The sequence below is a fragment of the Bradyrhizobium sp. AZCC 2289 genome, assembly GCF_036924615.1.
Lineage (GTDB): Bacteria > Pseudomonadota > Alphaproteobacteria > Rhizobiales > Xanthobacteraceae > Bradyrhizobium.
This window is the reverse complement of the sequence record NZ_JAZHRY010000001.1, coordinates 4,212,821-4,234,402: the sequence shown is the minus strand read 5'-3', so window position 1 is coordinate 4,234,402 and position 21,582 is coordinate 4,212,821. Positions and strand designations below refer to the sequence as shown.

The 21,582-nt window shown below is 64.4% G+C and carries 18 protein-coding genes, 1 tRNA gene and 1 pseudogene; 13 read left to right on the top strand and 7 right to left on the bottom strand.

Annotated elements, in window-relative coordinates; translation table 11 throughout:
• Positions 1-6: 6 nt before the first annotated feature.
• From V1289_RS20110 to V1289_RS20100, 3 genes are all read right to left on the bottom strand, one after another.
• Entirely contained in the window at positions 7-246 is a 240-nt protein-coding gene (locus tag V1289_RS20110) for a GIY-YIG nuclease family protein (protein WP_334398501.1), read from the bottom strand.
• 147 nt (positions 247-393) lie between these two features.
• Positions 394-469 (bottom strand) — tRNA-Ala (locus V1289_RS20105).
• A gap of 67 nt (positions 470-536) precedes the next feature.
• Positions 537-959 carry a TIGR02300 family protein gene (locus V1289_RS20100; RefSeq protein WP_309180816.1) on the bottom strand — a complete coding sequence of 141 codons (423 nt, stop codon included), beginning with the start codon at positions 957-959 and terminating at the stop codon, positions 537-539.
• A gap of 144 nt (positions 960-1,103) precedes the next feature.
• Here V1289_RS20100 and aroA point away from each other — a divergent pair, with 144 nt between their 5' ends.
• The 3 genes from aroA to cmk all read left to right on the top strand — a co-directional run bounded on the left by aroA (position 1,104) and on the right by cmk (position 3,527).
• On the top strand, positions 1,104-2,456 hold the full coding sequence (gene aroA / locus V1289_RS20095; RefSeq protein ID WP_334398500.1) for a 3-phosphoshikimate 1-carboxyvinyltransferase: 1,353 nt from the start codon (positions 1,104-1,106) through the stop codon (positions 2,454-2,456).
• 92 nt (positions 2,457-2,548) lie between these two features.
• On the top strand, positions 2,549-2,884 hold the full coding sequence (locus tag V1289_RS20090; protein WP_334398499.1) for a hypothetical protein: 336 nt from the start codon (positions 2,549-2,551) through the stop codon (positions 2,882-2,884).
• A 13-nt stretch (positions 2,885-2,897) separates the two neighbouring features.
• Positions 2,898-3,527 (top strand): (d)CMP kinase, encoded by a 630-nt coding sequence (gene cmk, locus V1289_RS20085; RefSeq protein ID WP_334398498.1) that lies wholly within the window; start codon positions 2,898-2,900, stop codon positions 3,525-3,527.
• Positions 3,528-3,568: 41 nt separating this feature from the next.
• On the opposite strand, the gene V1289_RS20080 is transcribed toward cmk, so the two are convergent.
• Complete coding sequence (locus V1289_RS20080; RefSeq protein ID WP_334398496.1) at positions 3,569-3,736, bottom strand: hypothetical protein; 168 nt, start codon at positions 3,734-3,736, stop codon at positions 3,569-3,571.
• A 504-nt stretch (positions 3,737-4,240) separates the two neighbouring features.
• Between V1289_RS20080 and rpsA the strand changes: the two genes are divergently transcribed.
• The 10 genes from rpsA (at position 4,241) to V1289_RS20030 (ending at position 14,455) form a co-directional block, all read left to right on the top strand.
• The gene (gene rpsA / locus V1289_RS20075) at positions 4,241-5,941 is read left to right on the top strand and encodes a 30S ribosomal protein S1 (protein WP_074272187.1); all 1,701 of its coding nucleotides are present in this window, start codon (positions 4,241-4,243) and stop codon (positions 5,939-5,941) included.
• A 324-nt stretch (positions 5,942-6,265) separates the two neighbouring features.
• A complete protein-coding gene (gene sppA, locus V1289_RS20070) occupies positions 6,266-7,243 on the top strand; it encodes a signal peptide peptidase SppA (protein ID WP_334398495.1) in 978 nt (325 codons plus the stop codon).
• A 171-nt stretch (positions 7,244-7,414) separates the two neighbouring features.
• Positions 7,415-7,720: an integration host factor subunit beta gene (locus tag V1289_RS20065; RefSeq protein ID WP_334398494.1), complete on the top strand. Its 306-nt coding sequence runs from the start codon at positions 7,415-7,417 to the stop codon at positions 7,718-7,720.
• 78 nt (positions 7,721-7,798) lie between these two features.
• Positions 7,799-8,191 carry a lipopolysaccharide assembly protein LapA domain-containing protein gene (locus V1289_RS20060; protein WP_334398493.1) on the top strand — a complete coding sequence of 131 codons (393 nt, stop codon included), beginning with the start codon at positions 7,799-7,801 and terminating at the stop codon, positions 8,189-8,191.
• Positions 8,192-8,254: 63 nt separating this feature from the next.
• Entirely contained in the window at positions 8,255-8,932 is a 678-nt protein-coding gene (locus tag V1289_RS20055; RefSeq protein WP_334398492.1) for a phosphoribosylanthranilate isomerase, read from the top strand.
• 157 nt (positions 8,933-9,089) lie between these two features.
• On the top strand, positions 9,090-10,307 hold the full coding sequence (gene trpB / locus V1289_RS20050) for a tryptophan synthase subunit beta (protein ID WP_334398491.1): 1,218 nt from the start codon (positions 9,090-9,092) through the stop codon (positions 10,305-10,307).
• A gap of 55 nt (positions 10,308-10,362) precedes the next feature.
• Positions 10,363-11,199 carry a tryptophan synthase subunit alpha gene (gene trpA, locus V1289_RS20045; protein ID WP_334398490.1) on the top strand — a complete coding sequence of 279 codons (837 nt, stop codon included), beginning with the start codon at positions 10,363-10,365 and terminating at the stop codon, positions 11,197-11,199.
• A gap of 218 nt (positions 11,200-11,417) precedes the next feature.
• Positions 11,418-12,359, top strand: a complete 942-nt coding sequence (gene accD / locus V1289_RS20040) for an acetyl-CoA carboxylase, carboxyltransferase subunit beta (protein WP_334398489.1) — start codon at positions 11,418-11,420, stop codon at positions 12,357-12,359.
• The gene (locus V1289_RS20035) at positions 12,356-13,699 is read left to right on the top strand and encodes a bifunctional folylpolyglutamate synthase/dihydrofolate synthase (protein ID WP_334398488.1); all 1,344 of its coding nucleotides are present in this window, start codon (positions 12,356-12,358) and stop codon (positions 13,697-13,699) included. The genes accD and V1289_RS20035 overlap by 4 nt, the downstream gene beginning before the upstream one ends.
• 15 nt (positions 13,700-13,714) lie before the next feature.
• Complete coding sequence (locus V1289_RS20030; RefSeq protein WP_334407565.1) at positions 13,715-14,455, top strand: metallophosphoesterase family protein; 741 nt, start codon at positions 13,715-13,717, stop codon at positions 14,453-14,455.
• A 55-nt stretch (positions 14,456-14,510) separates the two neighbouring features.
• On the opposite strand, the gene trxA is transcribed toward V1289_RS20030, so the two are convergent.
• The 3 genes and pseudogenes from trxA to addB all read right to left on the bottom strand — a co-directional run bounded on the left by trxA (position 14,511) and on the right by addB (position 21,569).
• Positions 14,511-14,831 carry a thioredoxin gene (trxA, locus tag V1289_RS20025; RefSeq protein WP_027538091.1) on the bottom strand — a complete coding sequence of 107 codons (321 nt, stop codon included), beginning with the start codon at positions 14,829-14,831 and terminating at the stop codon, positions 14,511-14,513.
• 69 nt (positions 14,832-14,900) lie between these two features.
• Positions 14,901-18,429: pseudogene (gene addA / locus V1289_RS20020) on the bottom strand (double-strand break repair helicase AddA).
• Complete coding sequence (gene addB, locus V1289_RS20015; protein ID WP_334398486.1) at positions 18,423-21,569, bottom strand: double-strand break repair protein AddB; 3,147 nt, start codon at positions 21,567-21,569, stop codon at positions 18,423-18,425. The pseudogene addA and the gene addB overlap by 7 nt, the downstream one beginning before the upstream one ends.
• Positions 21,570-21,582 lie beyond the last annotated feature (13 nt).

Genomic DNA, 21,582 nt, shown 5'->3' with positions numbered 1-21,582 from the left:
CAGCCGTCAGAGGCGTTTTTTCGCGAATGCCCGGCCGGAGGGGGATTTGAGATACCGTTCGAATTCCAGCGCTTTGTATTTGTCGGGAAAGGCACAGTACCAGACCAATTGCCAAGGTTTGAACTTGGCGGTGTGGGTGGACTTGCCAGCATTATGCTCCGGCAGCCGCCGTTTTAAATCTGCGGTCGCGCCGACGTATTCCTGTTCGGGAAAATTGATGCTGCGAAGGATGTAGACGTACCACATAGGCGCTCACGGACGGGTGAGCCTAGATGCTAGATGGAATGTGCCTGCGTCCCCAGCCCGTCTTCGCCCTTTGGGCTACGCCGGGCACCACGCTTCGTCCTTCAGGCAACTCGTAGCTGCGCCACGCGTAGCCCGAAGGGCGAAGCGTGGTGGAGCCAGGCGGGATCGAACCGCCGACCTCTTGCATGCCATGCAAGCGCTCTCCCAGCTGAGCTATGGCCCCTTAACCTAACCCGCGGCACCTTGGGCGGCGCGCGGGGAAAAACCCTGAACACAGTTCAGGGCTGATCTCAAGTCTCTTCGTCGCCGCCGACGTCGCCAATGATATCGGTGACGTCCTCGTCGCCTTCTTCCTCGTCGGGGATGAAGGTGGAATCATCGTCGTCATCGTCTTCGATGGTCTCGTCGATCTCGATATCGTCTTCCGATTCGGGAACGGCGGCCTTGACCTTGCCGGTGTTCTCCTCGGCATCGGCCTCTTCCAGCGAGACCAATTCCTCGGCCTCGGCGGGCTCCGGCACATCGGCGGCGGTGGCGGCCGATGCGGCGGCGGCGCGCGCGGCATCGCCACGGGCGGCCCGCGGCGGCGCGATCGGCGCAATCGGCACCACTTCGCCGGTGTAGGGCGAGATCACTGGACTCTTGTTCAAGTCGTAGAATTTCTTACCCGTCGTCGGGCAAATACGTTTGGTTCCGAGATCGGATTTGGCCACGTGTGCAATCCTGGGGATTTCTGAAAAACGGTGCTTCACTTGGCTAGTTGAGGGGCTGCTGTCAATAGCGCTTTGCAGGCATTTGCTGACCGCGTGACGCCGTGTGGCCCATGTGATACTGCCGCCCGCGCAGAGGACACAATCTTGACCCATTCAGACGACCTTGCAGCCGCCCCCACCCCGCTCGAATCCCGCGCTAGCGGCCCCCTGACCGGGAAAGTCCGAGTTCCCGGCGACAAGTCGATTTCGCACCGCGCCCTGATCCTCGGGGCGCTTGCGGTCGGCGAAACCCGGATTTCCGGCCTGCTTGAGGGCGAAGACGTGCTCAACACCGCCAAATCCATGCAGGCGCTGGGGGCGAAGGTGGATCGGACCGGCCCGTTTGCCTGGACGGTACAGGGCGTGGGCGTGGCTGGCTTCGCCGAGCCGGCCGCGGCGCTGGATTTCGGCAATTCCGGCACCGGATGCCGCCTGGTGATGGGGGCGGTGGCCGGTTGCCCGATTACCGCGGTGTTCGACGGCGATGCTTCGCTGCGCACCCGGCCGATGCGGCGGATCCTCGACCCGCTGGAATTGATGGGCGCCAAGGCCGGCGAAGCCAAAGAAGGCGGCCGCCTGCCGCTGACGCTGCACGGCGCGCGCGATCCGGTGCCGATTCTCTACCGGACGCCGGTGGCGTCGGCGCAGATCAAATCGGCGGTGCTGCTGGCGGGATTGGCCGCGCCCGGCGTCACCACCGTGATCGAGCAGGAAGCCAGCCGCGACCACACCGAACTGATGCTGAAGCATTTCGGCGCCCGGATCGTCTCGACCGCGGAAGGCAGCCACGGTCGTCGGATCGCGCTCACCGGACAGCCCGAGCTGCATGGGGCTGAAATCGTGGTGCCCGCGGATCCATCCTCGGCCTCGTTCCCGATCGTGGCGGCGCTGATCGTCGAGGGCTCCGACATCGTGTTCTCCGATGTCATGACCAATCCGCTGCGCACCGGCCTGTTCACGACCCTGCGCGAGATGGGCGCTTCGATCGAGGAAAGCGAACTGCGCGGCGATGCGGGCGAGCCGATGGCGCAGCTGCGGGTGCGCGCCTCCAAGCTGCGCGGCGTCGAGGTGCCGCCGGAACGCGCGCCTTCGATGATCGACGAATATCTGGTGCTGGCGGTGGCGGCGTCGTTTGCCGAAGGCACCACCATCATGCGCGGCCTGAAGGAATTGCGCGTCAAGGAATCCGACCGGCTGGAAGCGACCGCCGACATGCTGCGCGTCAACGGCGTCAAGGTCGAGATATCCGGCGACGATTTGATCGTCGAAGGCCGCGGTCACGTGCCCGGCGCCGGCCTCGTCGCCACCCACATGGACCATCGCATCGCGATGTCGGCGCTGGTCATGGGGCTCGCGTCCTATCAGCCGGTCAAGGTCGACGACACCGCCTTCATCGCCACCTCATTTCCGGATTTCATTCCGATGATGCGCTCGCTCGGCGCGGAGTTTTCTAGCTGACCGGCATTGAGTGGAGGGAAAACACGGTGCGCCCAAACACGCTAGCCGAGGCCGTCGAAAGAATTAGGATGGGCACTTCGCAAGATGTAGCGTTGGCTGAATTCGTTGATGCGTTCGATCTCGCGCGGACGACCGAGGCGCGCTATGCGACGATCGCGGAGGAGCCAGCCTTGACCTACGACAAAAGGCTCGACGCGCTGGTTGGGGCGATTGCTGAATATCTTGCCAAGCAGCGTAAGCTGGGGCGCGTGCCGCCTTGGGTTGGAGAGTCGGCTCGTTACCTCGATCAGCCCTGGCATACCTGTTCCCCTGCCAATGCCGCCATGCGCGAATATCTCACCTTCAGCAGCCCCGGGGAATTCGCGTCGCGCAACATCTTCACCGAGGAACGGCCGCTGCGACGGGCGCGCGGTCTCCAATCAACCTAAGACACAGGCTTTCATGATCATCGCCATCGACGGACCGGCCGCATCCGGCAAGGGCACGCTGGGAAAACGGCTCGCCAAGCATTACGGCTATCGCCACCTCGATACCGGGCTGATCTACCGCGCCGTCGCCAAGGCGCTGCTGGATGCCGGCGCCGACCTCACCGACGAGGTGATCGCGGTCTCCGCGGCACTTGAGCTCGATCCGGAAAAGTTCGGCAATCCCGCGCTGAAAACCCAGGCGGTGGGTGACGCCGCCTCGGTGGTTTCGGCGATCCCGAAAGTGCGGGAAGTGCTGCTGAATTTTCAGCGCCAGTTCGCCGCCGATCCGCCGGGCGCGGTGCTCGACGGCCGCGACATCGGGACCGTGATCTGCCCGCATGCCGATGTGAAGATTTTTGTGGTGGCCGATCCCCACGTGCGGGCCCGCCGCCGGACGCTGGAAGCCCGCGCCCGCGGCGAAGAGGCCGATGAGGCCCTGGTGCTGGCCGATATTCTCAAACGCGACGAACGCGACCGCAATCGCGCGGTGGCGCCGTTGAGGCCGGCCCCCGACGCGCACACGCTCGATAATTCAAACCTCGATATCGAGGCCGGCGTGCGTGCCGCTATCGCGATCGTGGAGGCGGTCCGCGCAGCGCGCTAGGACGCTACGCGAGGCCTCGGATCAGGTCAGTTTAGTTCTTGTTAGTTCTTGGACCAATAGCGGTCGAACGGCAGTTCCTGGTCGGCCATGGTCACGACCGGCTGGGCGGCAGACATGGTGCGCATGGACCCGGCAGCACCGGGCATCGCGGCAATGGCGCTGCCGATGGTCAGAGCGGCGACGGCGGTCAGGACAATAAAGCTCTTCATGACGGTATTCCCCCTGTTTTAATTGAACGGTGCCATTGTGTGGGGGGCCGCTTAAGACCAGGTTCCGGAAAAGACATCGGTGGCGGCTTTCGCGGAATGCGGTCAACAACCCGTTGAAACGTCGATTTGTCGTCCCGGCGTTCAGTCCCCGTCAGCCTTAAAGCCCCGTAAATCAGGCATTTCCAGCTTGCCGAAAACGGCCTTGGGCGCTATATCCCGAGCCATCCGGGCCGCCATCGATGAGATCAGGGCTGTCCGAGCGGGCCGGCAGGAGGTTTGAACCCCCTGCCGTCATTGGAGGAAAGCCCGCTCCAGGTTCTTGAAGTCGATACGCTCGTTTCAGGCTCCGGATAAAATCAACGTATCGAACGTGCAGGCATGCTGCCGGCCCGCTTTTGCGACTTATCGCAAACAGCGGTCGTCAGGGTTTGCGGAACCCTGACACTTCACGCGCGATACGCCCTTTAACCCGAAAAGCCGGCGATACCCGCATCTGGAGAACATATGGCTTCGACTGCTGCTTCTTATAATCCTACCCGCGACGATTTCGCTGCGATGCTGGACGAGTCCTTCGCCGGCGGCAATTTGCAGGAAAGCTCCGTCATCAAGGGCAAGGTAGTTGCAATTGAAAAGGACATGGCCGTCATCGATGTCGGCCTCAAGACCGAAGGCCGCGTGGCGCTGCGCGAATTCGCAGGACCCGGCCGCGAGAGCGACCTCAAGGTCGGCGACGAGGTCGAGGTGTTCCTCGACAGAATCGAAAATGCGCTCGGCGAAGCCGTGCTGTCGCGCGACAAGGCGCGCCGCGAGGAAAGCTGGGGCAAGCTCGAGAAGGCCTTCAACAACAACGAGAAGGTCCACGGCGTCATCTTCAACCAGGTCAAGGGCGGCTTCACCGTCGACCTCGACGGCGCGGTCGCCTTCCTGCCGCGTTCGCAGGTCGACATCCGTCCGATCCGCGACGTCGCACCCTTGATGAACAACTCGCAGCCGTTCCAGATCCTCAAGATGGATCGCCGCCGCGGCAACATCGTGGTGTCGCGCCGCACGGTTCTCGAAGAGACCCGCGCCGAGCAGCGCCAGGAGCTGGTGCAGAACCTCGAAGAGGGTCAGGTGATCGACGGCGTGGTCAAGAACATCACCGATTACGGTGCGTTCGTTGACCTCGGCGGCATCGACGGCCTGTTGCACGTCACCGATATCGCCTGGCGCCGGGTCAATCACCCGACCGAGGTGCTCACCATCGGCCAGACCGTGAAGGTCAAGATCATCAAGATCAACCACGAGACCCACCGTATCTCGCTCGGCATGAAGCAGTTGCTGGACGATCCGTGGCAGGGCATCGAGGCGAAGTACCCGCTGAACGCGCGCTTCACCGGCCGCGTCACCAACATCACCGACTACGGCGCGTTCGTCGAACTGGAGCCCGGCATCGAAGGCCTGATCCACGTCTCGGAAATGTCGTGGACCAAGAAGAACATGCACCCCGGCAAGATCGTTTCGACCTCGCAGGAAGTCGAAGTGCAGGTCCTGGAAGTCGATTCGGTCAAGCGCCGGATTTCGCTCGGCCTCAAGCAGACCATGCGCAATCCCTGGGAAGTGTTCGTGGAGAAGTTCCCGGTCGGCTCGACCGTCGAAGGCGAGGTCAAGAACAAGACCGAGTTCGGCCTGTTCCTCGGTCTCGAAGGCGACGTCGACGGCATGGTCCATCTCTCCGACCTCGACTGGAAGCTTCCGGGCGAGCAGGTGATCGACAACTTCAAGAAGGGCGACATGGTCAAGGCCGTGGTGCTCGACGTCGATGTCGAGAAGGAGCGCATCTCGCTCGGTGTCAAGCAGCTCGAAGGCGACCCCTTCGCCGAGCCTGGCGACGTCAAGAAGGGCGCGGTCGTGACCTGCGAAGTGCTCGAAGTGAAGGAAGCCGGCATCGAGGTGAAGATCTCGGGCACCGACTTCACCACCTTCATCAAGCGCTCCGAACTGGCCCGCGATCGCAACGATCAGCGCGCCGAGCGCTTTGCCGTCGGCGAGAAGGTCGATGCGCGTGTGATCCAGTTCGACAAGAAGGCCCGCAAGGTGCAGGTCTCGATCAAGGCGCTGGAAGTCGCCGAAGAGAAGGAAGCCATCGCGCAGTACGGCTCCTCCGATTCGGGGGCGACGCTGGGCGATATTCTCGGCACCGCGCTCAAGAACCGCGACAAGTAAGCTTACGCTTTCTCGGTCACCATCAATCGGGCCCCGGTTTCGACCGGGGCCCTTTTTTGTTGCCGGATAACAGAACTCTCGTTCGTCATGCCCGCGCTTGTCGCGGGCATCCACGTCTTCCTTCTTCGAGCCAAAGACGTGGATGGCCGGGCATAGGCGAGCGGAAGCGATGCCGTCCTTCGGGCGGCTATGCCCGGCCATGACGACGGAGAGAGCGCCTCCGGGGCCTTGTTTTCTTCATATTGCATCGCAATTGATGTAATTGGATAAGGCGTTGGTGACGCTGCGGATGCAAAACGCGCGGGATATTTCAGGAGAATTTCAATGTCGCTTGATTCAGATGTGATCGTCGATCGCCGCAGGATCCGCCGCAAGCTGACCTTCTGGCGCGTGGCCGCCGCGGTGGTCGCGATTGCCGCGATTGGCGCCGTCGGCGTGATCGCGACGGGCGAACGCGGCTCGCTGACGGGCGGTGGCTCGATTGCACGCATCAATATCGAGGGCTTGATCCGGAGCGACCAGGAACGCGTCGCGGCGCTGGAGCGGCTGGAAAAATCGAAGGCTGCGGCGGTTATCGTGCATATAAACTCGCCGGGCGGCACCACGGCGGGCTCCGAGCAGCTCTACGACGCGCTGGTGCGCCTCAAAGCCAAGAAGCCGCTGGTCGTGGTCGTCGAGGGGCTGGCCGCGTCGGGCGGCTACATCACGGCGATTGCGGCCGATCACATCGTTGCCCAGCAGAGCTCGCTGGTTGGTTCGATCGGCGTGCTGTTCCAGTTTCCGAATTTCACCGAGCTTCTGAAAACCGTCGGCGTCAAGGTCGAGGAAGTGAAGTCTTCGCCGCTGAAAGCCGCACCCAACGGCTTTGAACCGACCAGCCCGGAAGCCCGCGCGGCGCTCGACGCGCTGGTGAAGGATTCCTACGCCTGGTTCCGCGGCCTCGTGAAAGAGCGCCGCGGCATGGACGACGCGCTGCTCGAAAAGGTCGGGGACGGACGGGTCTTCACCGGCCGCCAGGCGGTCGATCTCAAGCTGATCGACCAGCTCGGCGATGAGAAAGCCGCGATCGCATGGCTGGTCGCGGAGAAGAAGATCAAGAGCGATCTGCCGGTGCGCGATTTCAAGCTGAGCCCGCGCTTTGGCGACCTGACTTTCCTGCGAACGGCGGCTTCCATTACGTTGGATGCCCTCGGACTGGGCTCGGTGGCGCGCCAGATCGAGCAGGCCGGCGTGGCACAGGCGGTAGATCGCTTTGGACTCGACGGAATGCTGGCATTGTGGCGTCCCGCAGGACCGAATTGAACCGCGCGGGTGCGTCCTTGCCGCGGTTTCCCGCTGTGCTTGTATGGTCACAAACCCCCTTCGGGGCGTTTGTCACGTGCTTTCGCGTCGCCCAATTTTGATTTAGCGTCTTGACAGTTCAAGGCATTTTCACGGAAATGCATATCCGCACGCTCCCGGATCCCAGTTTCGATGATCAAATCCGAACTCGTTCAGCGCATCGCCGAGCACAACCCGCATCTCTACCAGCGGGATGTGGAGAACATTGTGAATGCGATCCTCGATGAAATCGTCGCAGCCCTGGCGCGCGGCGACCGGGTCGAACTGCGTGGTTTCGGCGCTTTCTCGGTGAAACATCGTCCCGCCCGGGCCGGCCGCAATCCGCGCACCGGCGCGCATGTGCCGGTCGACCAGAAGAGCGTTCCGTTTTTCAAGACGGGCAAGGAGATGCGCGAGCGTCTGAACCGCGACAGCGGCTCACCGGAAGCCGGCGCGTAGGGCGTTACGGGGTCCGACGATCGGGTGCCGTGTTGCGGGACATCTTCCCGCCAATCTCCATCAATACGAGAGATGGTCATGCGAAAATTCCTTACGGCGCTGGTCGTCATTCCCCTGGGGCTCATCTTCGTCGTATTCGCGGTCGCCAACCGTCATTGGGTGACGGTGTCGTTCGATCCGTTCAATTCCACCGATCCGACCGTCGCCGTGACGCTGCCGCTGTTCGTCGTGATCATCGCGGTGGCCATCCTGGGGGTGGCCGCGGGCGGCTCGGCGACCTGGTTCCGCCAGCGCCGCTGGCGCCGCGCCGCGCGCCAGCACGAGGCCGACGCTCGCCGGGCGCGGGCGGAAGCCGCCGATTTGCGGGCTGCTTCGCTGGCCTCCCGGGGCGAACCGCAGCGCCTGCCGGCATTGACGCAGCGCGGTATTTACGGGGCCGCCGGGCGAGACAAGCAGGGCGCGACGTTGTAGAACCCGCCCCGTCAGCTCCGTTCCAACCCTGTTCTGGCGGCTCAAACCCGCGCCCGAGAGACCATGTCCCTGCTTGTCAAAATTTGCGGCCTGTCCACGCGCGAGACGCTCGACGTCGCGCTGCAGGCCGGCGCGGACATGGTGGGCTTCGTGTTCTTTCCGCCGTCGCCCCGGCATCTCGGCCTCGAGACGGCGCGCGAACTGGGCAAGCAGGCCAAAGGCCGCGCGGTGAAGGTGGCGCTGACCGTCGATGCCGACGATGCGACGCTCGAAAACATCGTCGAGACGCTGCGGCCGGACATTTTCCAGCTGCACGGCAAGGAAACCATCGCGCGGCTGCGCGACATCAAGCAAAAATTCGGATTGCCGGTCATGAAGGTGCTTGCCGTCGAGACCGCGGCGGACCTTGCGGCCCTGCCGGGCTATGCCACCGTCGCCGACCGGATACTGTTCGACGCCCGCGCGCCCAAGGGCGCCACCCGTCCCGGCGGTCTGGGCGCGGTGTTCGACTGGCATGTGATGGAAAAGCTCGATCTCAAGCTGCCGTTCATGGTCTCGGGCGGGCTCAATGCCGACAATGTCGCCGAGGCCGTTCGCGTCACCCGCGCCGGCGGCGTTGACGTGTCCTCCGGCGTCGAGCGTTCGCCCGGCATCAAGGATCCCGAAATGATCCGCGCCTTTATCCGCGCCGCGCGCGCCACCGAACATGATGCGGCACTCACGGTCGCAGGTGCTCGATGATCGCGGCAGACGGCTCAACAGCGTCATGCCCGGGCGTAGCCGTCCGAAGGACGGCGTCGCTTAGTCTCGCCTATGCCCGGGCATCCACGTCTGTTGAAACTCACAGCAAGCAAGGCGTGGATGGCCGGGTCAAGCCCGGCCATGACGAAGGACAAAGATGAATCCCAATCTACCCAACTCCTTCCGCAGCGGTCCCGACGAGCGCGGGCATTTCGGCATTTTCGGCGGACGTTTCGTCGCGGAAACGCTGATGCCGCTGATCCTCGACCTGGAAAAGGCCTATGCCGACGCCAAGGCCGATCCGTCGTTCCAGGCCGAGATGAACGGTTACCTGAAGGACTATGTCGGCCGGCCGTCGCCGCTGTATTTCGCCGAGCGCCTGACCGGGCACCTTGGCGGCGCAAAAATCTATTTCAAGCGCGAGGAGCTCAATCACACCGGCTCGCACAAGGTCAACAATGTGCTCGGCCAGATCATGGTCGCCCGCCGCATGGGCAAGAAGCGCATCATCGCCGAGACCGGCGCCGGCCAGCACGGTGTTGCGACCGCGACCCTGTGCGCGCGGTTCGGGCTCGACTGCGTGGTCTATATGGGCGCGGTCGATGTCGAGCGGCAGCAGCCGAACGTCATTCGCATGGAGATGCTGGGTGCCAAGGTGATCCCGGTGCAGTCCGGATCGCGCACGCTGAAAGACGCGATGAACGACGCGCTGCGTGACTGGGTCACCAATGTGCATGACACGTTCTACTGCATCGGCACGGTGGCGGGACCGCATCCCTATCCGATGATGGTGCGCGATTTCCAGTCGATCATCGGCATCGAAACCCGCAAGCAGATGCAGGAGGCCGAAGGCCGCCTGCCGGATTCGCTGGTGGCCTGCATCGGCGGCGGCTCTAACGCGATGGGGCTGTTTCATCCGTTCCTCGACGACCCCTCGGTCGAGATCTTTGGCGTCGAAGCGGCGGGCCATGGGCTGACGCAACTGCATGCGGCCTCGATCGCCGGCGGCCGGCCGGGCGTGCTGCACGGCAACCGCACCTATTTGCTGATGGACGATGACGGCCAAATCCAGGACGCGCATTCGATTTCGGCGGGGCTGGATTATCCCGGCATCGGACCGGAGCATTCCTGGCTACACGAAACCGGGCGCGTCACGTATCTGTCGGCGACCGACGATGAAGCGCTGGCGGCGTTTCAATTGCTGTCGCGCCTCGAAGGCATCATCCCGGCGCTGGAGCCGGCACACGCCATCGCCAAGGTGATGGAACTCGCGCCGAAGCGGCCAAAAGATCATCTGATGGTGATCAATCTCTCCGGCCGCGGCGACAAGGACGTGCCGCAGGTCGGCGATATCCTGAAGGGCAAGAAGAAGTGACTGTCGGACGTCGCTCTTTCCTGCACCTCTCCTCTAGCACAGCGAATGCCGTACCATGACCACCCGTATCGACGCACGCTTTGCCGAACTCGCCAAACAGGGCCGCTCGGCCTTCGTCACCTTTGTGATGGCCGGCGATCCCGATCCAAAGACCTCGCTCGACATCGTCAAGGCGCTGCCGAAGGCGGGCGCCGACATTATCGAAATCGGCATGCCCTTCACCGATCCGATGGCGGACGGGCCGTCGATTCAGGCGGCAGGTCTGCGCGCGCTGAAAGCCGGCATGACGTTGAAGAAGACGCTGGAGATGGTGCGTGGCTTCCGCAAGGACGACAACGCGACGCCGCTGGTGCTGATGGGTTATTACAATCCGATCTACATCTACGGCGTCGACAAGTTCCTGGTCGATGCGAAGGCCGCCGGCGTCGACGGATTGATCATCGTCGATCTGCCGCCGGAGGAGGACACCGAATTGTGCCTGCCGGCGATGAAGGCCGGGCTCAATTTCATCCGCCTGGCGACACCGACCACCGACGACAAGCGGCTGCCCGCGGTGCTCGCGAATACGTCGGGCTTTGTCTATTACGTTTCGATCACCGGCATCACCGGCAGCGCCAGCGCCGACTCCAACGCGGTCGGCGAGGCCGTCGCGCGCATCAAGCGGCATACCAAGCTGCCGGTCTGCGTCGGCTTCGGCATCCGCACGCCGGAGGCCGCACGCGCGATCGCCGAAAATGCCAATGGCGCCGTGGTCGGCACCGCGCTGGTCGATGCCTTGCGCGCCAGCCTCGATGCCGAAGGGCGCGCGACCGCCAAAACCGTACCCGTCGTGGCCGATCTGGTATCCTCGCTGGCGCAGGGCGTCCGGGGAGCCAAACAGGCCGCGGAATAAGCCATAATTGCGGTGGAGAAGGCTGGGCATGATCCGGAAAAGCGGGTCCAGCTTTCCATAAAGATCATGCCTAACTAAAAGTCGGCGGCTTGCCGGGCTCGGTCCGGGCCGCCATATAGTCAAACGTAGCGTTTTCGAGCGAAGTGGGCATCGGTTCGCATGAAGAAAACGCGTCAAAATAAAACAGATGCGTATTTGACCGCATTTTGGAGCGAACCATGAATTGGCTCACCAACGTCGTCCGGCCGAAGATCCGCAACATCCTGCGCCGCGAAACGCCGGAGAATTTGTGGATCAAGTGCCCGGATTCCGGGCAGCTCGTGTTCTACAAGGACGTCGAGGCCAATCAGTTCGTCATTCCCGGCTCGAACTACCACATGCGCATGGGCGCGACAGCGCGGCTGAAATCGATCTTCGATAACGAGACCTGGTACGACATCGCGCTGCCGGACGTGTCCGCCGATCCGCTGAAATTCCGCGACGAGCGCAAATATGCCGACCGCATCAAGGATGCCCGCGCAAAAACCGGCCTGAACGACGCCATCAAGGTCGGCTACGGCAAGCTCGAAGGCGCCGGCGTCGTCGTCGCGGTGCAGGATTTCGATTTCATGGGCGGCTCGCTCGGCATGGCCGCGGGCGAAGCGATCGTGCGCGGGCAGGAGCTCGCGGTGGAAAAGAAATCGCCGTTCATCGTATTCGCCGCGTCCGGCGGCGCGCGGATGCAGGAAGGCATTTTGTCGCTGATGCAGATGCCGCGCACCACCGTCGGCGTGCAGATGCTGCGCGAGGCGAAGCTGCCCTACATCGTGGTGCTGACCAATCCGACCACCGGCGGCGTCACCGCGTCCTATGCCATGCTGGGCGATGTGCAGATCGCCGAGCCCGGCGCGCTGATCGGCTTTGCCGGCGCGCGCGTCATCGAGCAGACCATTCGCGAGAAATTGCCGGAAGGATTCCAGCGCGCCGAATATCTGCGCGACCACGGCATGGTCGACATGGTGGTGCATCGCCATGAGATGCGTCCGACGCTGGCGCGGCTCTGCCGCTTGCTGATGAAGTCGCCGGCGCCGGAAACCGCCTCGAAGCCCACACCGCAGGTTATCGATCCGGCCCAGATCGTGCAGGCTCCGGAAGCGGTGCCGGCAGCACCCCACGCGTGAACGCACCTGCGGCCAAACCGCAGCCTTCGGTCGGCGAATTGATCGCGCGGCTGTCGGCGCTGCATCCCAAACGCATCGATCTCAGCCTCGATCGCATGCATCGGCTGCTGGCCCGGCTCGACCATCCCGAACGCAAGCTGCCGCCGGTGATTCACGTCGCCGGCACCAATGGCAAGGGATCGACGATCGCCTATCTGCGCGCGATCCTCGAGGCCGCGGGCCTGCGCGTCCATGTCTTCACCTCGCCCTATCTGGTCCGGATCAACGAATGCTACCGCCTCGGCCATGCCGGCGGCGGCCGGCTCGTTGGCGACGACGAGTTGGGCGCCGTGCTCGAGCATTGCGAGCGCGCCAATGCGGGTGATCCCCTCACCATTTTCGAAGCCGAAACCGCCGCGGCCTTTTGCCTGTTCGCGCAGCATCCGGCCGACGTGGTGCTGCTGGAGGTCGGGCTCGGCGGACGGCTGGATTCCACCAATGTGATCGAGGCGCCGCTCGCGACCGTGATCGCGCCGGTCAGCATGGACCACACCGAATTCCTCGGCGACACGCTCACCGCGATTGCCGGCGAGAAGGCCGCGATCATCAAGCGCAACACGCCCGTGATCTGCGCCGAACAGTTTGCCGAGGCCATGGCGGTGGTCGAGGCGCAGGCGGGTCGCATGCGCGCCCCGCTGCACGCGGCCGGGCAGCAATGGCATGTCAGCGTCGAGCGCGGGCGGCTGGTCTATCAGGACGATCGCGGCCTGATGGATCTCGCCGCGCCAAAACTGTTCGGGCGGCATCAGTTCGACAATGCAGGGCTCGCGATTGCGACATTGCGTGCACAGTCCGTTTTCAGGATCGATGCGGCGGCGTTCGAGGCCGGCATCGTCAGCGCCGAATGGCCGGCGCGGATGCAGCGCCTGGTATCGGGCGCGCTGGTCGATCAGGGGCCAAAGGCTTGCGAGGTCTGGCTCGACGGCGGGCACAATGCCGAGGGCGGGCGGGTCGCCGCGGCCGCGCTCGGCGATCTCGAGGAGCGGGTGTCGCGCCCGCTAGTGGTCATCGCAGGCATGATGGCCAACAAGGATGCGGCTGGATTCCTCGCCAATTTCGCGGGATTGACGCGTCACATCATCGCGGTGCCGATACTGGATCGCGACAACGCGATGCCGCCGGACCGGCTGGCAGACGCCGCGCGCGCGCTCGGGATGCGCGTGGAGATCGCAGCCAGCGTCGAAGCCGCGCTGCAGACGCTGTCGCGCCTCGCCTATGAAGTGCCGCCGCGCATCCTGATTACAGGCTCGCTGTATCTCGCAGGCCATGTTCTGGCCATCAACGGCACGCCGCCGCGATAGATGCCTGGAATGACGATGCGCTTTGCAGCGATTGCGGATGTTCACGGCAACTATCTGGCGCTGGAAGCGGTTCTTGCCGATATCCGCACGCTAGGCATCGAAGAGATCGTCAATCTCGGCGACATGGCGAGCGGCCCGCTCGACGCGCGGCGGACGATGGACGCCCTGATGGCGCTCGATGCCGTACACGTGCTCGGTAATCACGACCGCTATCTGATCGACCAGGCGCCGGAGAAGATGGGGTCATGGGACCGGCCGGCGCATGCGCAGCTCGAGTCCAGGCATCTCGATTGGCTGCGTGCGCTACCGCCGACACGGGTGTATCGCGATCAGGTCTTTCTCTGTCACGCGACACCCGCGCATGACGAGATCTACTGGCTGGATACGGTTCTGCCCAACGGTACCGTGCGAATGTCCTCGCTGGAGGCGATCGAACAGGAGGCCAAAGGGATCACGCAGCCATTGATCCTGTGCGGCCATACCCATCTTGCGCGCGCGGTGCGGCTTGGCGACGGACGCCTGATCGTCAATCCCGGCAGCGTTGGCTCGCCCGGCTACCGCGATATCCATCCATTTCCGCATGTCGTCGAAGCCGGCACGCCGGACGCGCGCTACGCGATCCTCGAATTGGCCCGAGGCAACTGGCGCGTCACGTTTCGGCATGTGCCGTACGATCACGATGCGATGGCGGCGCTGGCCCGGCAGAACGGCCAGCCTGAACTCGCGTCGGCGCTGGCGACGGGCTGGATACGCTGAAAGCAAGACGGCCGGCTATTCGCCGACCGTCATACAAATTCAGAGCGAAAACGGATCAGACCGCCGCAGTAATCCACTGCTGCAGCTTCTGCTTCGGTGCGGCGCCGACCTGGCGCGAGGCCATCTCGCCGCCCTTGAAGATCATCAGGGTCGGGATCGACATCACGCCATACTTCGAGGCCGTCTTCGGGCTCTCGTCGACGTTGAGCTTCACGATCTTGACCTTGTCGCCCATCGCGCCGGAAATCTCGTCCAGCGCCGGCGCGATCATGCGGCATGGGCCGCACCATTCGGCCCAGAAATCGACCACTACCGGGCCGGTCGCATTGAGCACCTCGGCTTCGAAATCGGCGTCAGAAACCTTGCCAACGGCCATCGCAGTACCTCGTTCGGTTGAAAGAGTAGGGCGCGGATGAGAATCGCGCCTGACATGATGGGCTCAAACCTATGAACGCGATCCTGCCGGGTCAAGCACGGTCATCCCTTTGGATAAGGGTTGCCAGTTGCGCGTCCAGCGCAGGGGTAGAAATCTCCATTAATTCAGGGGTTTCGGTCCAAAGCAGCGCGGCCCGGACCGGCTTCTGGGGATAAAGTTTTCGTAGCACCGCCCGGTAGAGCGCAAGCTGCCGGACATAGCCTTGGGGTGCCTTTTCCGGGAGGCTCGGCGGGGCATGGTTGGTCTTGTAGTCGACGATCAGGACCTCTGACGGCGTCACCACGAGCCGGTCGATCTGTCCGGAAACCAGCGCTTTTGGCTGTCCCGGCCGCTCCAGCCGCCCGACGATTGACACTTCCGCGCGGCTGCCCGTCGCAAATACCGGCGCAAAGCGGGCATCCGCAATCAGGGCCAGCGCCGCTTCCGCCAGCGCGTTCTGCTCGTCCGCGCTCCAGCCGTCGGCATTGCGGGCGAGATAGGCCAAAGCGGCCTCGCGGCGGCGGTCGGTGGCGATATCGGGCAGCGATTGCAGCATCCGGTGCACCAGCGTGCCGCGCTGCAGGGCGCGGGCGCGCAGCGTGATCGATTCGCCGGTCCGGACCTGATGGCCGTCGCCATCGCCGGGATCGGAAGGGCGCAACAGGCCCCCGGCGGCCGTCTCCGAGGGCGCCGGCGTCCGCAGCCAGGATGGCAGGTCGATCGGCGCGGCCGCTGCCGAAGCCGCGACTGTGCCATTGGAGATCTCGGCCTCCTCGGCCCGCGCATAGCGCCTCACCACGCCATGAGGTGTTTGCAGCTCCGCAAGCTGCAGTCCGGAATTGGCGAGGCCTTTGGTGATCAGGTCGTACCAGGAGGATTTGCGCACGCTATTCATGTTGCCGGGCAGGCAGCCGCCAACGACCAGCCGGTCGGCGGCGCGCGTCATCGCGACATAAAGCAGGCGGCGGTATTCATCTTCGGTGTCGGCCAGCATCGCGATGCGCGCGGCGGCGACACTTAAGGGATCGTCAGCCTTCCGGCCGGCCCAGACCACGACACCGGGCGCATGCGGCCCGGCATTGCCTTGCGGCAGGTTGATCAGTTTCAGCCGCTGGGTGTCCGAAGGCGACGTCGTGGTGTCGACCAGGAACACGACGGAGGCTTCCAGGCCCTTGGCGCCGTGCACGGTCATGACGCGGACTTCGTCGCGCGAGATCTCCATGTCGCGCTTCACCTCGGTGTCGGCCGCGCGCAGCCAGGCCATGAAGCGCTGCAGCGAGGCCGGCGCCTTGCGCTCATAATTCAGCGCCAGCTCCAAAAATTCGTCGAGCGCGTCGTTGGCTTCATGTCCCAGCCGCTTGAGGATGCGCGTGCGGCCGCCGTCGCCACCGAGCAGCCAGGCGTAGAACGCGAACGGGGCTTCGCTCAGGCAATGGCGCTCGCAGTGCTGCAGACGCGTCAACGCATCCCGGAACTTGCCGTCCGTCGCGGCATGCGCGGTCAATGCCTCGCGCAATGGCATTTTGCGCTGCCAGGCCAGTTGGAACAGATCGTCGTCGGTGAGGCCGAACAGCGGGCTCTTGAGCGCCACCGCCAGCGCCAGATCGTCCTGCGGCAGCAGCAGCGCGTCGGCGAGGTTCATCAGGTCGATGATCGCGATGTGTTCGGTCAGCTTGAGCCGGTCGGCGCCTGCGACCGGGATACCGGCGTGCTTCAAGGCCTGGATCACCGCGTCGAACGCATTGCCGCGCCGCCGCACCAGCACCAGCACGTCGCCATAGCGCAGCCGGCGGCGGCCGCCGGTGCTGCCGGTCATGGAGCCGCCTTCCACCAGCGATTTGATCTCGGCCTGGATGCGCTTTGCCAGTTTCACTTCCGGGCTGGTCACCGAGACGCCGTCGAACGGCGCGCGCCAACCCTCGATATCCTGCTTGCCGTCGGCTTCCGCCAATTCCCAGAGGTCGATCAGGCCGGGACCGGCGTCGGCGAGCGAATGGTGGATCGGGTATCCGTTCTCGACCGCATGAATGCTGCGGTAGATCGCCTCGTCGCGAAACACGTGGTCGACCGATTGCAGGATCGTCGGTCCCGACCGGAACGAATAGGTGAACGATACCGGGTCGAATTTCAGTCCGGCGTCGGTGAACTTCTTCTGCAGGCCGCGGCGGCGCAGGTCGAATTCGCGCGGGGCGGCGCCCTGAAACGAGAAGATCGACTGCTTCTCGTCGCCGACCGCGAAGACTGTTCGCACCACACCGTCGCGCGCGCCGGCGCCCGAGGTGAATTCGGAGATGATGTGCGCGACGATGTCCCATTGCCGAGGGCTGGTGTCCTGCGCCTCGTCGATCAGCACATGATCGACGCCGCGATCGAGCTTGTAATGCACCCAGCCGGAAGAAACGCGGTCCAGCATCTCGAGGGTCTTGTCGATCAAATCGTCATAATCGAGCAGGCCGCGTTCCTGCTTCTCGCGCCGGTAGTTCGCCGCCGCCGCGGTCGCGATATGCAGCAGCGCCTCGGTACGGTCGCGCGTGATTACCGCGCGGCGTTTCTCGATCAAGGGATCGAGGCGACTGATTTCGGCTTCGAACAGACGGCCAATTGCAGGATTGTTGTCGACGAACTTTTTCGTCACCACCGATTTGCGGGGCTCGCGCGCGTCGGTGAGGAACACGCCGAGATATTCGTCCACTTGCGCGCTGCCGGTAAAGATTGCCGCTGCGCGCAGCCGGCCTGCCTGGTCCTGATCGGACTTATTACCGGTATCGAGAACAAGCGCCGTCTGCTCCCAGCGCGATCGCGGCAGATTCGGTCCATCCAAAATCTCGCGCTCGACGTCTTCGATGCGGTCGCCGGCGGCAACGCCGAGCGCGGCCGACATTTGCGCCGCTGCGGCGTGCGCGCTGCCGGCGGCATCGGTCCAGGCCATGAAATGATCGCGGCTGAGGCAGGCCTCGCGCACCACATCCTTGAAGGTGACGTCGGCGGCGCTGGCCATCGCCATGGTGAGCGCGCGGCCCGTGGCGCTGTCGGGATTGCGGGACGCCTCGAGCAGCACGGACAGATTGGCGCGCTCCATCATCTCGTTCTGGTCGCGGTCGTCGAGCACCGCGAACCGCGCCGGCACATTGGCCTCGAACGGAAATTGCTGCAGCAGGCGGGTGCACAGGGCGTGGATGGTCTGCACCTTCAGCCCGCCCGGCGTCTCCAGCGCGCAGGCAAATAGCTTTCGCGCGGCTTTCCGCAGCTTTGCATTGGTGTGCGGGATGCCCGCCTCGCGGATCGCGGCATCAAGCGCCTCGTCGCCAAGCGCGACCCAATGGCCGAGCGTGGAAAACACCCGCTCGGCCATGTTGGCGGCGGCGGCCTTGGTGAAGGTGATGCAGAGAATCTTTTCCGGCGGCACGCCTTGAAGCAGCAGCCGGATCACCCGTTGCACCAGCACATGGGTCTTGCCCGAACCGGCATTGGCCGAGACGAACGCGGAAGCCGCCGGATCGGACGCGCGCGCCTGCGTCGCGCGGACGGCATCGGGAATGGTGCGGGGTGCCTTCACCATTCCTCGATCCCCAGGCCGCCGGCCGCCGACCATTCCTTGATGCGGGCGAGGTCGTCGTAGGAGCCGTAGCGGTTCGACCACATCGACAGGCTCAACGAATTATACGCCTGTTCCTCGTCCTCGAATTTGCGGATCAGCTTTTCGAGTTCCAGCCGCGCATAGTCCGCCGCTTCATCGGGCGGCTGCGGCGCATCGTTTTGCTTGATCTTCAGCTCCAGCGATCGCTGCTCGCCCGGCGGATTGTTGCCGCTGAGCCGGACATAGACGAGTTCGCCGACCGAAGAATCCGCCGGAATGTCCTTAAAACCGCCTTCGCGCAAGATCGCCGCCTCCAGCGTCAGCTGTGGCGACAGGCCCATGCGGACCTGCTTGCCGGTCGGCGGCTGTCCGGTCTTGTAATCGAGAATCGCAAAGCTGCCGTCATGGCGGCGCTCGATCCGGTCGGCGCGTGCCGAGAGGATGAAAATGCGCTCATTGTCGAGGGGGATTCCGATCTCGCCCCGGATCTCGGCCTTGATCGCATCGATATTGCCGCGCCGCGCGATTTCCCAATCCGCAAACCATGCCGCGATGCGTTGAAAGCGCGGCCACCACAGCGCGCGCGCCTCCGGCCGCTCCATTAGCGGCGCAAAGTATTTCTCGCCGATGCCGCGCAGCGCCCGCACGGGATCGTCCGGCAGCGCGTTCGCGAAGGTATCGGTGAATTCGCCGAGCGCCTCATGGATCGCCGAGCCGCGATCCGCCGCCGACAGCGGCATGTCGACGGGATCGAGCGGGTCGAGCCGCAAAATACATTTGGCGTAGATCGTATAGGGATCGCGCAGCCAGTCCTCGATCGCCGTGACCGACAGTTTCAGCGGCCGTGTCGCGAGTGGCGGTTTTGGCGCGGGCTGCTGGATCGGTTCGACCTTGTCGGGCCGGTCCAGTTCGGCGGCGAAGCGAGCATAGTTTTCGCCCGCGCGCCTGGCGGTCTCCCAGCGATCTTCGCCTGCGACCGCTTCCAGCCGGTGCAGAAAGCGCGAGGCCACCGCCGGTGCGCCGCCGACCTTTGCTGAATGGGTCAGGATCACCTCGTCATGGCCGAGCAATTGCGCAAAATCGTGCGCGGAGAGGCCGATGCGCCGCTCCGGCAGATCGAGCCCGAGTTCGTGCCGCATCGGCCGGCTCAGCCAGGGATCGATCCGCGGCGAAGGCGGCCACACACCCTCGACCAGTCCGCCGAGAATGACGCGGTCGGATTCCGTCAATCGCGCTTCGAGCTGGCCATAGATATGCAGATGCGCGCTTGCCGATTCCGGCCGCCGCACCATGCGATCGGCAAACGCGGTCTGGAATACGTCGGGATAATCGCCAAGCTGGACCATCAGTCCGCTCGGCCGCCCATGGCCGAGCAAATCGTCGAACGCTGCGGCCAGCGCCGATCCCTGACTTTCCTCGAACACCAGCGCGACCCGGTTTTGATCGGATGACAGCGCCGTCAGTGCGTCGCGATGGCGTTGCGCCAGTTCGGCGAAGTCATGAGGTTTCGATGAGCCAAGGCTTTCGAGCGGCAAAAGCGCCTTCTGCAAGGCCGAGATCAGCGCCTGGGCCTGATCGAGCTCTTCATCCCGCAATTTTGCGCGCTGTTCGGCCGCATGAAGCGAGGAGGTTTCGCCGCTCCTGAGCTTTCGAAGTTCGGTGCGGAAGCGATCGAAGTCGCGCGCGAGGCCGCCGCTTCCCGATTGCGGCCGCGTGCCGCGCAAGATCGCCATTTCCAGCACTTCGATGGCGCGCCGGAACGCGCCATGCGCAGCCCCGAGCCGGAACAGCGGATGCTTCAGCAGCGCCAGCAGCGTCGGCGGCTCCAGTCCCTTCGCCGCGGCCTCGGCGGCCAGCCGCGCAAAATTGCCGGCCGCCGTGTCCATCAGCGCGTCGCCGCCGGAATCGTCGAATGCGAGATTCCAGCGGGTCAGCGCTGCCATCACCCGTCGTGCCAGCGCGCGATCCGGCGTCACCAGCGCTGCCGATTTGTTCAGATGCCGTGCCTCGCGCATGGCCACCGCAATCGCAAGTGCCTCCATCTCGGGGTTGGGCGCCTCGACGACGGCAAGATTGGTCATGCCGCCTGAAATCTTCGCGGATATCTCCGGCTGTTCCAGCCGTTCGTGCCATTGCTCGGTCGCGGTGGACGGCCGCATCGTCTCGGACACCAGCACCTCGCGTCCCCGCGGCGCCGGCGTCCCTAAGATTTCGACGTCGCCGCGTTTGATCCCGAACCGGTCCAGCAGTCCCTGCATGGCGTATTGCGGATGGTTCGAGGCCGGCGGCGTGGTGAATTTGCCTTGCGCGTCCCGGATGCCGCCGATGGTTTGCCAGGCGTCATCGTCGAGATCGGGATCGAGCCCCGGCAGCACCACCGCGCCTTGCTTGAGGAGGGCTACCGCATGCAGGAATTTTGCGGTGGCCGGCATCGAACCGGTCGAACCCGCCGCGATCACCGGACCATCGTGATGCGCCGTTAGCCGCGCGGCTTCCGCCTCGATCAACCGGTCGCGCCGCGCCGCCGGTTCGATCCTGCCGATTTCCTTCAAATGATTCGGCCACGCCTTGTGGGCGATGCGAAGGAAATCCAGCGAGTGCTGCCAATATTTGTCGAACTGGTCGGGCACCAGTTTGTCGAGCGCGTCCCACGCGACGCCGCGCGTGACCATGTCGTCCATCAGCCGCGCCAGATCGCCCGCCAAAGCCAGCGTCGATGCCGGGCCGCCGACCACGAGCGGCGCCAGCACCGGACCCTTGGCCCATGCCGCGACCAGTGTCGCGAGCGTCAGCCGGCGCTCGAGCTCGCCGAGCCGGGGCGGGATCTCCAGCGGCGCAGTGCCGCCGTATTGTTCGGAGCCTTCCGCAAAAGCCAGTTCGTCCTCGTCGATATCGCCGAGGGCGACGATACGCGGCAATATCGCCGCGTCGACGTCGAGCACGTCGAGAAAAATTTCACGCGCCAGCCGGCCGGCGCGCCGCGTCGGCAGATACAGCGTTGCCTGCGCCAGCTTTGCGGGGGTGCTGCGCGCCTCGAATCCGTCGACCAGCCCGCCATCGACCAAAGCGGCGATGACGGTGCGCAAGAACGGCACGGAGACTGGAACGCTGAAAACGCGCATGGGCTTCCTGATT

What these genes read in the sequence shown, in the direction of transcription:
- V1289_RS20055 (WP_334398492.1), top strand. Translation starts at nt 8,255, where the DNA reads ATGTCCCTGCTTGTCAAAATTTGCGGCCTGTCCACGCGCGAGACGCTC.
- V1289_RS20060 (WP_334398493.1), top strand. Translation starts at nt 7,799, where the DNA reads ATGCGAAAATTCCTTACGGCGCTGGTCGTCATTCCCCTGGGGCTCATC.
- trxA (WP_027538091.1), bottom strand. Translation starts at nt 14,831, where the DNA reads ATGGCCGTTGGCAAGGTTTCTGACGCCGATTTCGAAGCCGAGGTGCTC.
- addB (WP_334398486.1), bottom strand. Translation starts at nt 21,569, where the DNA reads ATGCGCGTTTTCAGCGTTCCAGTCTCCGTGCCGTTCTTGCGCACCGTC.
- trpB (WP_334398491.1), top strand. Translation starts at nt 9,090, where the DNA reads ATGAATCCCAATCTACCCAACTCCTTCCGCAGCGGTCCCGACGAGCGC.
- V1289_RS20110 (WP_334398501.1), bottom strand. Translation starts at nt 246, where the DNA reads ATGTGGTACGTCTACATCCTTCGCAGCATCAATTTTCCCGAACAGGAA.
- trpA (WP_334398490.1), top strand. Translation starts at nt 10,363, where the DNA reads ATGACCACCCGTATCGACGCACGCTTTGCCGAACTCGCCAAACAGGGC.
- rpsA (WP_074272187.1), top strand. Translation starts at nt 4,241, where the DNA reads ATGGCTTCGACTGCTGCTTCTTATAATCCTACCCGCGACGATTTCGCT.
- V1289_RS20080 (WP_334398496.1), bottom strand. Translation starts at nt 3,736, where the DNA reads ATGAAGAGCTTTATTGTCCTGACCGCCGTCGCCGCTCTGACCATCGGC.
- accD (WP_334398489.1), top strand. Translation starts at nt 11,418, where the DNA reads ATGAATTGGCTCACCAACGTCGTCCGGCCGAAGATCCGCAACATCCTG.
- V1289_RS20030 (WP_334407565.1), top strand. Translation starts at nt 13,715, where the DNA reads ATGCGCTTTGCAGCGATTGCGGATGTTCACGGCAACTATCTGGCGCTG.
- cmk (WP_334398498.1), top strand. Translation starts at nt 2,898, where the DNA reads ATGATCATCGCCATCGACGGACCGGCCGCATCCGGCAAGGGCACGCTG.
- V1289_RS20065 (WP_334398494.1), top strand. Translation starts at nt 7,415, where the DNA reads ATGATCAAATCCGAACTCGTTCAGCGCATCGCCGAGCACAACCCGCAT.
- sppA (WP_334398495.1), top strand. Translation starts at nt 6,266, where the DNA reads ATGTCGCTTGATTCAGATGTGATCGTCGATCGCCGCAGGATCCGCCGC.